Here is a 12555-nt window from a genome sequence, read left to right on the forward strand (position 1 = left end):
ACGTTGACCTTCTGATTGCGGATATGAATGGTGTGGTGCGCGGCAAGCGCATTGAACGCACCAGTCTCCACAAGGTTTACGAGAAAGGCATCAACCTGCCGGCCTCTCTATTTGCTCTGGACATCAACGGCTCCACGGTGGAAAGCACCGGCCTGGGTCTGGACATCGGCGACGCCGATCGAATCTGCTATCCAATCCCCGATACTCTGTGCAACGAGCCATGGCAGAAGCGCCCAACCGCGCAACTGTTGATGACCATGCACGAACTCGAAGGCGATCCTTTCTTCGCCGATCCGCGCGAAGTGCTCCGTCAAGTTGTTGCAAAGTTTGACGAGCTGGGTCTGACCATCTGCGCCGCATTCGAACTCGAGTTCTACCTGATCGACCAGGAGAACGTGAACGGCCGTCCACAGCCGCCACGCTCGCCGATCTCCGGTAAACGTCCGCACTCGACTCAGGTCTACCTGATCGACGACCTCGACGAATACGTCGACTGCCTCCAGGACATTCTGGAAGGCGCGAAAGAGCAAGGCATCCCGGCCGACGCCATCGTTAAGGAAAGTGCCCCGGCGCAGTTCGAAGTGAACCTGCACCACGTCGCCGACCCGATCAAGGCCTGCGACTACGCGGTACTGCTCAAGCGTCTGATCAAGAACATCGCTTACGACCATGAAATGGACACCACCTTCATGGCCAAGCCGTACCCGGGCCAGGCCGGTAATGGTCTGCACGTCCACATTTCGATTCTGGATAAAGAAGGCAAAAACATTTTTGCCAGCGAGGATCCCGAGCAGAACGCCGCGCTGCGTCACGCGATCGGCGGTGTGCTCGAGACCCTGCCCGCGCAGATGGCTTTCCTCTGCCCGAACGTCAACTCCTACCGTCGTTTCGGCGCACAGTTCTACGTGCCGAACTCGCCGTGCTGGGGTCTGGACAACCGCACCGTGGCGATTCGCGTACCGACCGGCTCGTCCGATGCCGTGCGTATCGAACACCGCGTGGCCGGCGCCGACGCCAACCCGTACCTGCTGATGGCTTCGGTACTGGCCGGCGTGCACCACGGTCTGACCAACAAGATCGAGCCGGGCGCGCCTGTCGAAGGCAACAGCTACGAGCAGAACGAACAAAGCCTGCCGAACAACTTGCGCGATGCCCTGCGCGAGCTGGACGACAGCGAGGTGATGGCCAAGTACATCGATCCGAAGTACATCGATATCTTCGTCGCCTGCAAGGAAAGCGAGCTGGAGGAGTTCGAACACTCCATCTCCGACCTTGAGTACAACTGGTATCTGCATACCGTTTAAGCGGATTGCTACCAGATAAAACGCCGTCGGCTCTCGCAGCCTACGGCGTTTTTTTATGGCCGAATACACATCCCTGTTAATGGGGTGGATGGCCGCCTTCGGCGGTTCGGGAGCAAGCCCCCTCCCACAGGGATCCGCCTGTGTACACAAAATTTCATCTCACTGGAGATCCATTGTGGGAGGGGGCTTGCTCCCGAAGGCGTACTGGCAGACAACACGGAACCCGGCTCGTACAATGCCCGCTGCCCCGCAGGAGACTTTCATGACGCGTCCCGCCCCCGTTCGCAAACCCCGCGCCCGCAGCCAGGCGCGCATCGATTCGATACTCGACGCCGCGCGCACGCTGCTGGCTGCCGAGGGTGTGGCGAGTCTGTCGATCTACAGCGTCGCCGAACGTGCGCAGATTCCGCCCTCCTCCGTGTACCACTTTTTCGCCAGCGTACCGGCCTTGCTCGAAGCGCTGACGGCGGATGTTCATGCGGCATTTCGCGCCTGCCTGCAAGCGCCGATCGATCACGAAGCGCTGCGCGACTGGCGCGATCTGTCGCGGTTGGTCGAGCAACGGATGCTGGAGATCTACGACGAAGACGCCGCCGCACGCCAGTTGATTCTCGCTCAGCATGGTTTGACCGAAGTGACCCAGGCTGACCGGCAGCACGACATTGAGCTGGGCGACCTGATGCACAAGCTGTTCAATCACCACTTCGAGTTGCCGAGGCTGCCGGAGGATGTTGATGTGTTTGCCTTGGCGATGGAGTTGGGCGACCGGGTGTATGCGCGCTCGGTGCAGCAGCATGGGCAGATCACACCACGCATGGCCGAGGAAGGGATGCGCGTGTTTGATGCTTACATTGGGCTGTATTTGCCGCCGTATCTGCCCAAGCGCTGAGCCATGATCGTTCCCACGCTCTGCGTGGGAATGCAGCCCGTGACGCTCCGCGTCACTGGACGCGGAGCGTCCCTAGAGGCATTCCCACGCGGAGCGTAGGAACGATCACAAAAAACCCCGAAGGGCTCACGCCCTCCGGGGTTGTTTTTTACTCACTGGCTTACAACTTGGCGATCGACACCTCGGTGGATTTCACAAAGGCGATCACTTCGCTGCCCACCACCAGTTCCAGCTCCTTGACCGAACGGGTGGTGATCACCGAAGTGACGATGCCCGAAGCGGTTTGCACGTCGATTTCCGACAGCACGTCGCCGAGGACGATTTCCTTGATCGAGCCTTTGAACTGGTTGCGCACGTTGATGGCTTTAATAGTCATGATATTTCTCCTGAGGTCGAAATAAGCGGCAAGTGGCAAGCTTCAAGCGGCAAGCAAAAGCACAGCGCGTCTACTTGTAACTTGTAGCTTGAAGCTCGCAGCTGCTTCATTGCGCCCAACGCAATTGCGTAGGCAGTGGTGAAACAGGTTCCGGCGCCGGCGGTTCGCCGGGCAGGGACAAAACTCGGTTGAGCACTTCGGTTTCCAGCGCGGCCAGTCGGTGCGAACCGCGTACCCGTGGGCGCGGCAGTTCGACGTGCAGGTCGAGGCCGACTTCGCCGTCCTCGATCAGAATCACCCGGTCGGCAATCGCCACCGCTTCGCTGACGTCGTGGGTCACCAGCAGCACCGTGAAGCCGTGTTGCTGCCAGAGACGTTCGATCAGTTGCTGCATTTCAATGCGGGTCAGCGCGTCCAGTGCGCCGAGCGGTTCGTCGAGCAGCAGCAGCCGTGGCTGATGGATCAGCGCCCGGGCCAGTGCGACGCGCTGCTTCTGTCCGCCAGACAAAGCTGCCGGCCATTCATTGGCGCGATCGGCCAGACCTACCGCTTCCAGCGCCTCCAATGCCTGCGGACGCCAGTTGCCTTTAAGGCCGAGCCCAACGTTGTCGATGATCTTTTTCCACGGCAGCAGACGCGCTTCCTGGAACATCAATCGGGTGTCTTCCCGCGCATCGCTCAGCGGCGCAGATCCGGCGAGCAAGTCACCGCCAGTCGGTTGATCGAGGCCGGCGAGCAAGCGCAGCAAAGTACTTTTGCCGCAGCCACTGCGCCCGACCACCGCGACGAATTGCCCCGCCGGAATATGCAGATCGATGTCACGCAGCACCTGCCGCGAACCGAAGGTTTTCTGCAGGTTGCGCACTGCCAGCGGAATCCCGCGCAGCAGGCGTGGAGGTTGTTGAGCGGTCATGCTGCACCTCCTTTGGCAACCTGATAGGCCGGGTGCCAGCGCAACCACACACGCTCAAGTCCACGGGCGGCGAGGTCGGCGAGTTTGCCGAGCACCGCGTAAAGCAGGATCGCCAGCACCACCACGTCGGTCTGCAAAAACTCCCGGGCGTTCATCGCCAGATAGCCGATGCCGGAGCTGGCGGAAATGGTTTCAGCGACGATCAGCGTCAGCCACATAAAGCCCAGAGCAAAGCGCACACCGACCAGAATCGAAGGCAGCGCGCCCGGCAGAATCACCTGCCAGAACAGGCTGAAACCGCTCAAGCCATAACTGCGCGCCATCTCTACCAGCGCCGGGTCGACATTGCGGATGCCGTGATAAGTGTTGAGGTAGATCGGGAACAACGTGCCCAGCGCCACCAGAAAAATCTTCGCCGACTCGTCGATGCCGAACCACAGGATCACCAGCGGAATCAGCGCCAGGTGCGGCACGTTGCGGATCATCTGTACCGAGCTGTCGAGCAGGCGTTCGCCCCATTTCGACAGGCCGGTGATGAAACCCAGGACCAGACCGATGCTGCCGCCGATGGTGAAACCAAGCGCCGCACGCCAGCCGCTGATCGCCAGATGCGTCCAGATTTCGCCGCTGCGCACCAGGCTCACGCCGGCTTCGATCACCGCCACCGGTGCCGGCAGAATCCGTGTCGACAACCAACCGGCCGACACCGACAACTGCCACACCGCCAGCAACAACACCGGCAACGCCCAGGGCGCGAGGCTGTGGATGATTTTCTTCATGGCGCGCCTCAGCTCTGCGACGCGGCTTTGGGAAGAATGTCGTTGGCGACCATCTCGCCGAACGGGCTGACGTAACCGGCGCTTTTCGGCAGTTCCGGACGCTCGATGTCGAGGTGCGGGAACAGCAGTTCAGCGACGCGATACGACTCTTCGAGGTGTGGATAACCGGAGAAGATAAAGGTGTCGATGCCGAGATCGGCGTATTCCTTCACGCGCGCGGCCACGGTCGGGCCATCGCCAACCAGCGCCGTACCGGCACCGCCGCGCACCAGACCGACACCGGCCCACAGGTTCGGGCTGACTTCGAGGTTGTCGCGGCTGCCACCGTGCAGTGCGGCCATGCGCTGCTGGCCGACCGAATCGAACCGCGCCAGCGACGCTTGAGCGCGAGCGATGGTGTCGTCGTCCAGGTGCGAAATCAAACGATCCGCCGCTTGCCACGCTTCTGCGTTGGTTTCACGGACGATCACGTGCAGACGAATGCCGAAGCGTACGGTGCGGCCGAGTTTGGCGGCTTTGGCGCGAACTTGGGCAATCTTCTCGGCGACGGCTGCTGGCGGCTCGCCCCAGGTCAGCACCATTTCCACTTGTTCGGCGGCCAGATCTTGCGCGGCTTCCGAAGAACCACCGAAGTACAGCGGCGGACGTGGTTGCTGGATCGGCGGATAGAGCAGCTTCGCGCCTTTCACGCTGATGTGCTCGCCGTCGTAATCAACGGTTTCGCCTTCCAGCACTCGGCGCCAGATGCGGGTGAATTCCACCGAGGCTTGATAGCGTTCTTCGTGGCTGAGGAACAGACCGTCGCCAGCCAATTCTTCTGGGTCACCACCGGTTACCAGGTTGAACAGCGCACGGCCGCCGGACAGACGATCCAGTGTCGCTGCCTGCCGCGCCGCGACCGTCGGGGAAATGATCCCGGGGCGCAGCGCAACAAGAAACTTCAGACGCTGGGTCACCGGGATCAGCGACGCCGCCACCAGCCACGAGTCTTCGCAAGAGCGGCCGGTCGGAATCAGCACGCCGCCGAAACCCAGACGATCCGCGGCTTGCGCGACCTGTTGCAGATAACCGTGGTCGACGGCGCGAGCGCCTTCGGCGGTGCCAAGGTAATGGCCGTCACCGTGGGTAGGCAGGAACCAGAAGATATTGAGGCTCATGGAGTGGTCTCCTTGGGGATTCGAATTACAGCGCTTTGGCCACAGCGGCCGGTGGTGTCCAGATCACATCCTTGATGCTCAGCGGCTTGGGAATCAGCTTGAGCTGGTAGAACGTGTCAGCGATTTTCTGTTGCGCGGCGACCACTTCCGGGGTCAGGAACAGCGCGCCGTAGCCCTGGCGTTTCACCGAGGTCAGGGTGATGTCCGCCGGCAGGCCGAGCAGTGGCGCGACTTGTTGAGTCACGTCTTCAGGGTTGGCTTTCGACCACTCACCAACGGCGCGCACTTCCTCAACGAGGGCTTTGATCACCTCAGGATTTTTCTGTGCGTAAGGCTTGGTGGCGAGATAGAACTGGTGGTTGTCGACGATGCCTTTGCCGTCACGCAGGGTGTGCGCCTGCAGTTGTTTCTCGGCGGCAGCCTGGTACGGATCCCAGATGACCCAAGCGTCAACGCTGCCACGTTCGAACGCAGCGCGGGCGTCGGCCGGCGGCAGGAAAACGGTTTGAATGTCGGTGTATTTGAGACCGGCGTCTTCCAGCGCACGCACCAGCAGGTAGTGGACGTTGGAGCCTTTGTTCAGCACGACTTTCTTGCCCTTGAGATCGGCCACCGATTTGATCGGCGAGTCTTTCGGCACAAGGATCGCTTCGCTGTTGGGCGCTGGCGGTTCGTAGGCAACGTAGAGCAGATCAGCGCCAGCAGCCTGAGCGAACACCGGTGGGGTTTCGCCAGTGACACCGAAGTCGATCGAGCCGACGTTCAGACCTTCCAGCAACTGCGGGCCGCCGGGGAACTCAGTCCATTGCACGTCGACGCCTTGGGCGGCCAGACGTTTTTCCAGCGTGCCTTTGGCTTTGAGCAGCACTAGCGTGCCGTACTTCTGATAACCGATCCGAAGTGTCTCGGCTTGAGCTTGAGTAATGGCGCCGAAGGTGACAGCCGCAGCAAACAGAGCGACCAGACCACGACGCAAAAATACAGTGCGCATAGCGCTCTCCTTTTTGCTGTTGGGTTTTGGCTGCACCTGCTTGGCCGTTAGCGGCTGAGTAAGGTGAAGTACATCAAATGCGGGTGAGGCTTAAATGCTCCAGCGAGCACTCAACAAACGTTCGTTCAACAGGCCCGGTTCCAGCGGTTTCGGCCGGCGGGCCATGGCGCCGACAAACTGATCCAGCGCTTCATGCAGACGCTGCTCCAGCGCCGGTGCCAGTTGTGCTGCGGCACTGCCTTCGCCGTAAGCGATCTGGCTGTCCTCGGCGAAAATCCCCTGGAGCATTTCCTGGGCTTTCAGCGCTGACAACACAGGCTTGAGCGCGTAATCGACCACCAACATGTGGGCGATGCTGCCGCCGGTGGCCATCGGCAAAACAATCTTGTGATTCAGGGCACGCTCAGGGAGCAGATCCAGCAGCGTCTTCAACGCGCCAGAAAAAGACGCTTTGTAAACCGGTGTGGCGATCAGCAGGCCGTCGGCGTTTTCAATCTGTTGCAGCAGGTCGAGCACCTTCGGGCTGTCGAAGCGGGCATGGAGCAAATCTTCGGCCGGGAAATCCCGAATCTGATAACTCACCACTTCCACGCCTTGCTGCTGCAACCAACGTTGCGAGCGCTCCAGCAGCACCCCGGAACGGGAGCGCAGGCTGGGACTGCCACCGAGTGAGACAACCAGCATTGAGACGATTCCTTAAGCGTTACAGGCGATTCGCGGGTTGCGATCTCGCTTCGATGGGAGTGACCTTACCAGCTGATTTATATATCCATAAATCATATTTATTCATTTGGTTATGCGTTTTGGAGATATGCGGATTGCTTTGTTTCGGGCGAAAAAAAAGGCCGTCGAAACGGCCTGAAATCCCCTGCTTTGTGGATGCCTCGAAAAGATCGCAGCCTTCGGCAGCTCCTACAGGGAGCGGCGTACTCCTGTAGGAGCTGCCGCAGGCTGCGATCTTTTGATCTTAACGATTCGGCTGTGGCGTCAGGCGCAGATAAGGCTTCACCGCCCGATAGCCCTTCGGAAAGCGCTGCTTGATCTCTTCCTCGTCCTTCAACGAAGGCACGATCACCACCTCATCACCGTCCTGCCAGTTGGCCGGCGTGGCCACTTTGTAGTTGTCGGTGAGTTGCAGCGAATCGATCACCCGCAGAATCTCGTGGAAGTTGCGCCCGGTGCTCGCCGGGTAGGTGATGGTCAGGCGAATCTTTTTGTTCGGATCGATCACGAACAGCGAACGCACGGTCAACGTGTCGTTGGCGTTCGGGTGGATCAGATCGTACAGATCGGAAACCTTGCGATCAGCATCAGCCAGGATCGGGAAGTTGACGATGGTGTTCTGGGTTTCGTTGATGTCTTCGATCCACTTGTGGTGCGAGTCCACCGGGTCGACCGACAGCGCGATGGCTTTGACGCCGCGCTTGCTGAATTCATCCTTGAGTTTGGCGGTGAAGCCCAGCTCGGTGGTGCACACCGGGGTGAAGTCCGCCGGGTGGGAGAACAGCACGCCCCAGCTATTGCCCAGCCACTCGTGAAAACGAATCTTGCCGGCACTGGAATCCTGTTCGAAGTCGGGGGCGATGTCGCCGAGTCTGAGGCTCATGGTGCTGCTCCTGATGAGTTGTTGGAGACCTCAACTGTAGCTCGGGATTTGCCATGATGAAAAAGAATAAATAATCAGATATCTAGATCATAAGTGAATATTAAACATCTGTTCACTGGACGCTGAACGGCATCCCGACGAACATCGGTCGCAAGGTTCGAGAAGGCCTTGAGTTGCAGTAAAGAGGGAAATTCGGGGAGGGCTTACGGGGGTGGGCCTGACTCGAAAACGCAAAAGCCCCGTCCGGCGCGATGCCGGACGGGGCTTTTTTACTTCAGATACTTGAAAACGCTATTACAGCAGCGGCAGCGAGTAGCTGAGGATCAGACGGTTTTCGTCCTGGTCGCGCTGACTGGCGATGTCGTTGCGCCACGAAGCGTTTTTCCACATGAAGCCCACGTTCTTCAACGGGCCTTCCGGGATCACGTACGCTACGGTCAAATCGCGTTCCCACTCGGAAGCGCCGTTCGAGGTTTGAACGCGATTGGCGTTGTAGGTATCGATGTTGTCGCCACGCAGGTAAACCATGCCAGCGGTCAAGCCAGGCACGCCCACTTTGGCGAAGTCATAGGAGTAGCGTGCTTGCCAGGTGCGCTCGCCGGCACGGCCGAACTTCTGGATTTGCATGTCGGTGATGGTGTAGTTCGACGAACCGTCGCCTTGGTTCAGCCACGGGAAGTCGCTGCTGCCGTTGCTGACCTGATAGCCACCACCGAAGGTGTGACCGGCAACGGTGTACAGGAACAAGCCGCTGTACAGGTTGTTGTCGACTTTACCGCGACCGTTGGCGAAACCAGCGTAGCTACCGGTGCTGTAGTAAGCAGGCGTGTCGCCGTTGGCACCGTCATCGGAGCTGTTGAAGTAACGCAGATCGGACTTCAACACGCCCGGGCCGATTGCCCAGTTGTGAACCAGACCCAGGAAGTGTTGCTTGTAGAAATCTTCCAGGTTGCCGTAGTAGTACTGGGCAGTCAGGTCTTTGGTGATTTTGTAGTCACCACCGGCGTAGATGAACTTGTTGCTGTCGCGACCGCTGACGGTTGGGCTGTTAGCGCCACCAATCGACAGTTGCTCGTTGTTGCTGGAGTTACGACCTTTCACAGCTTCGATCTGACCACCGACCAGGGTCAGGTCTTTGATGTCGCCGGAAGTGATCTGGCCACCCTGCCAGGTTTGTGGCAGCAGACGACCGTCGTTGGTCACGATGACCGGCAGTTTTGGCTGCAGGGTGCCCAATTTCAGTTCGGTCTGGGAGATCTTGGCTTTGGCAGTCAGGCCCAGGCTCGAGTAGTTATCAACCGCTTCGCCGTTGGACTTGCTCGGGAACACAGTGCCGCCGTAAGAGGTAGCAGTAGCGCCGTTAGTGCCGCCGCCCGAATCCAGCTTGATGCCCAGCAGGCCGATGGCGTCGATACCGAAGCCGACGGTGCCTTGGGTGTAACCGGAGATGAAACGCAGATCGAAGCCTTGGCCCCACTCTTCGTTCTTGCTCTGAACACCGGCCGCTTTGTTGGCGGGAGTACCAGCAGCGCTGTCACGGTTATCAGTGTTGATGTAGAAGTTACGCAGCCCCAGTGTGGCCTTGCTGTCTTCGATGAAACCGGCGGCGCCTGCCTGCTGCGCCATAACCCCTACGGCCACAGCCAGGGCCAAGGTGGACTTGTTCATGTATAGCTCCTCTCGTTTCTAATTTTTGTGTTCCTGGCCCGGGGTCTGATGCCCTGGATCCTAAGATGCGCGATTAGCGCCAGACCGTGACTGACAAGTCAATCGTAACCTCGTGTGTCTACGACCAAGGTCTAATCGCAGTTATTTGAGTCCGTGCACAGTACTGATTTCCTGTTAACCCCAAAAAGAATTATTTCATTCTTTTTAATACCATTCGGGAATATGGCCCAGTAATGGCCACCTGCAACGGGATACAGGATATCGGCTACTAAGCTCATTCCTAAATGGTATTTGTTAGCCTTTTTTTAGATCGATTAGCTTTGGCGTATTCAAATCACGTCAAACCCTATCCAAAAGGCGACGCCATCATGGCTAAACGGGCACTATCGAGTCAATTTGTTACAGTTTGTGTATCGGCGATATTTTCTTTTTCCGCACAGGCAGCCAACCTCACCGTTGGCTACCAAACCGGCATCGACCCGAGCAAAGTCCCGCAGGCTGACGGTGTCTACGAGAAAACCATCGGCGAGAAGATCGACTGGCGTCGTTTTAACAGCGGCCCGGAAGTTGTGACAGCCATTGCTTCGGGCGACGTGCAGATCGGCAACCTCGGTTCCAGCCCGTTGGCGGCGGCGGCCTCGCGTAATCTGCCGATCGTGGCGTTCATTGTTTCGGCGCAGATCAACGCCGCCGAAGCACTGGTGGTGCGCAATGGCAGCGGCATCAATTCTCCGCAGGATCTGGTCGGCAAGACCATCGCCACACCGTTCGTTTCCACCTCGCATTACAGCCTGCTCGGTGCCCTGAAGCATTGGGGTCTGGACGCTTCGAAAGTCAAAGTGGTGAACCTGCAACCGGCAGAAATCGCCGCGGCGTGGAAGCGTGGCGATATTGATGGCGCGTTTGTCTGGTCGCCGGCGCTGGGTGAAATCCGCAAGACCGGCAAGACCTTGACCGATGCTGCGCAAGTTGGCCAGTGGGGCGCGCCGACCTTTGAAGTGTGGGTCGCACGCAAGGACTTTGCCGAGAAGCACCCGGACGTCGTGGCCAAATTCGCCAAGGTCACGCTGGACTCGTTTGCTGATTACGCGGCGCACAAAGACAGCTGGACGGCTGACTCGGTGCCTGTACAGAAAATCGCCAAACTGACCGGTGCCAATGCCGCCGACGTGCCGGAATTGCTCGCCGGCTCCACATTCCCGGATGCCAAGGCACAACAGACCACGGCGCTGCTGGACGGCGGCACGGCGAAGGCGATTGGCGAGACGGCGAAGTTTTTGAAGGAACAGGGCAAGGTTGAGACGGTGCTGCCGGATTATTCGCCGTACGTGAGCGCGAAGTTCATCACCGAGTAATTGATCGTTCCCACGCTCCGCGTGGGAATGCATCCCGGGACGCTCCGCGTCCCATCAAACGCGAACGCGGAGCGTCCGTTGAGGCATTCCCACGCAGAGCGTGGGAACGATCGATGAACCGGGTCAGAGGGTTTTTTCGAAGATCTTCGAGTTGCGCTGGTAGTTGTACAGCGACGCCCGTGCCGCTGGCAGGCGCTCAACGCTGCTTGGCTCGAAGCCACGTTCGCGGAACCAGTGCGCGGTGCGCGTGGTAAGTACGAACAACGTTTTCAAGCCCTGCGCCCGCGCACGTGTCTCGATGCGCTCCAGCAATTCATCGCCGCGACGACCGTGGCGATATTCCGGGTTCACTGCCAGGCACGCCAGCTCACCGGCGTCCGATTCGGCAATCTGATACAGCGCCGCACAGGCGATGATCATGCCTTCACGTTCGACCACGCTGAACTGCTCGATTTCGCGTTCCAGCACTTCGCGCGAACGACGCACCAGAATCCCCTGCTCTTCCAGCGGACTGATCAAGTCGAGCAAACCGCCGACGTCTTCAATCGCCGCTTCGCGTACCAACTCGAATTGCTCTTGCGCGACCAGCGTACCGCCACCGTCACGGGTAAACAGCTCGGTCAGCAGCGCACCGTCTTCGACGTAACTGACGATATGGCTACGCGCGACACCGCCACGGCACGCTTCGGCAGCGGCATCGAGCAGTTCCGCCTGATAGTTGCTGCCGAGACGCTGCAAATGCGCCGGCACTTGTTGCGGGCGCAGTTCGCGCACCAGTTTGCCGTTTTCGTCGATCAGGCCGAGGTCAGCGCCGAACAGCAGCAGCTTATCTGCACCCAGATCAATGGCGGCGCGGGTAGCGACGTCTTCGCAGGCGAGGTTGAAGATTTCACCGGTCGGCGAGTAGCCCAGCGGCGACAGCAGCACAATCGAACGCTCATCGAGCAGGCGATTGATACCCTTGCGGTCGACCCGGCGCACTTCGCCGGTGTGGTGATAGTCGACGCCCTCAAGCACGCCGATTGGCCGCGCGGTAACGAGGTTGCCGCTGGCCACGCGCAGACGCGAGCCCTGCATCGGCGACGAGGCCATGTCCATCGACAGCCGCGCTTCGATGGCAATGCGCAACTGACCGACCGCGTCGATCACACACTCCAGCGTCGCGGCATCGGTGATGCGCATGCCGTGATGGTAATGCGGGGTCAGGCCGCGCGCGGCGAGGCGGGTTTCAATCTGCGGGCGCGAACCGTGCACCAGCACCAGCCGCACGCCAAGGCTGTGCAGCAAGACCAAGTCGTGGACGATGTTGCCGAAGTTCGGATGCTCCACGCCGTCACCGGGCAGCATGACGACGAAGGTGCAGTCGCGGTGGGCATTGATGTAAGGGGACGCGTGACGAAGCCAATTAACGTATTCGGGCATGAACCTGGGCCTGTAATAAATAGCAGCCGGAAAAAGGGCGAAACGGAAAACGCACAGCGGGCTGATGGTTATCGTCGGAACAGGCTTGGCGACAC

General features: G+C 59.6%; 12 protein-coding genes. 3 read left to right on the forward strand and 9 right to left on the reverse strand.

From position 1 onward, the window contains the following. Both ACIP66_RS22895 and ACIP66_RS22900 read left to right on the forward strand, forming a co-directional pair. Window positions 1-1304: glutamine synthetase family protein (locus tag ACIP66_RS22895; protein ID WP_400651123.1), on the forward strand; the 1304-nt coding region annotated here is incomplete at its 5' end. 262 nt (window positions 1305-1566) lie between these two features. Further along, a complete protein-coding gene (locus ACIP66_RS22900) occupies window positions 1567-2193 on the forward strand; it encodes a TetR/AcrR family transcriptional regulator (RefSeq protein ID WP_159811925.1) in 627 nt (208 codons plus the stop codon). Between the two features lie 160 nt (window positions 2194-2353). Here the strand turns inward: ACIP66_RS22900 and ACIP66_RS22905 are convergent, their stop codons facing one another. The 8 genes from ACIP66_RS22905 to ACIP66_RS22940 all read right to left on the reverse strand — a co-directional run bounded on the left by ACIP66_RS22905 (window position 2354) and on the right by ACIP66_RS22940 (window position 9683). Then, complete coding sequence (locus ACIP66_RS22905) at window positions 2354-2569, reverse strand: molybdopterin-binding protein (RefSeq protein WP_003229256.1); 216 nt, start codon at window positions 2567-2569, stop codon at window positions 2354-2356. A gap of 106 nt (window positions 2570-2675) precedes the next feature. Further along, window positions 2676-3482: an aliphatic sulfonates ABC transporter ATP-binding protein gene (gene ssuB, locus ACIP66_RS22910; protein ID WP_400651126.1), complete on the reverse strand. Its 807-nt coding sequence runs from the start codon at window positions 3480-3482 to the stop codon at window positions 2676-2678. After that, the gene (gene ssuC / locus ACIP66_RS22915; RefSeq protein ID WP_003229260.1) at window positions 3479-4261 is read right to left on the reverse strand and encodes an aliphatic sulfonate ABC transporter permease SsuC; all 783 of its coding nucleotides are present in this window, start codon (window positions 4259-4261) and stop codon (window positions 3479-3481) included. The genes ssuB and ssuC overlap by 4 nt, the downstream gene beginning before the upstream one ends. 8 nt (window positions 4262-4269) lie before the next feature. Further along, on the reverse strand, window positions 4270-5418 hold the full coding sequence (gene ssuD, locus ACIP66_RS22920) for an FMNH2-dependent alkanesulfonate monooxygenase (protein ID WP_008085337.1): 1149 nt from the start codon (window positions 5416-5418) through the stop codon (window positions 4270-4272). Window positions 5419-5443: 25 nt separating this feature from the next. Beyond that, complete coding sequence (locus ACIP66_RS22925) at window positions 5444-6409, reverse strand: sulfonate ABC transporter substrate-binding protein (protein WP_053124845.1); 966 nt, start codon at window positions 6407-6409, stop codon at window positions 5444-5446. A 90-nt stretch (window positions 6410-6499) separates the two neighbouring features. Continuing rightward, complete coding sequence (ssuE, locus tag ACIP66_RS22930) at window positions 6500-7093, reverse strand: NADPH-dependent FMN reductase (protein ID WP_008085340.1); 594 nt, start codon at window positions 7091-7093, stop codon at window positions 6500-6502. A gap of 283 nt (window positions 7094-7376) precedes the next feature. Continuing rightward, window positions 7377-8015: a peroxiredoxin gene (locus ACIP66_RS22935; RefSeq protein ID WP_400651131.1), complete on the reverse strand. Its 639-nt coding sequence runs from the start codon at window positions 8013-8015 to the stop codon at window positions 7377-7379. Between the two features lie 294 nt (window positions 8016-8309). Continuing rightward, window positions 8310-9683, reverse strand: coding sequence for an OprD family porin (locus ACIP66_RS22940; RefSeq protein ID WP_400651133.1), 1374 nt, complete (start codon window positions 9681-9683; stop codon window positions 8310-8312). 368 nt (window positions 9684-10051) lie between these two features. On the opposite strand from ACIP66_RS22940, the gene tauA reads away from it, so the two are divergent. Further along, on the forward strand, window positions 10052-11038 hold the full coding sequence (gene tauA / locus ACIP66_RS22945) for a taurine ABC transporter substrate-binding protein (RefSeq protein WP_400651136.1): 987 nt from the start codon (window positions 10052-10054) through the stop codon (window positions 11036-11038). Between the two features lie 123 nt (window positions 11039-11161). Here tauA and argA read toward each other — a convergent pair whose 3' ends face one another. After that, window positions 11162-12460, reverse strand: a complete 1299-nt coding sequence (gene argA, locus ACIP66_RS22950) for an amino-acid N-acetyltransferase (protein ID WP_053124855.1) — start codon at window positions 12458-12460, stop codon at window positions 11162-11164. Window positions 12461-12555 lie beyond the last annotated feature (95 nt).

The organism is Pseudomonas sp. NPDC088429, from assembly GCF_044753305.1.
GTDB lineage: Bacteria > Pseudomonadota > Gammaproteobacteria > Pseudomonadales > Pseudomonadaceae > Aquipseudomonas > Aquipseudomonas rustica.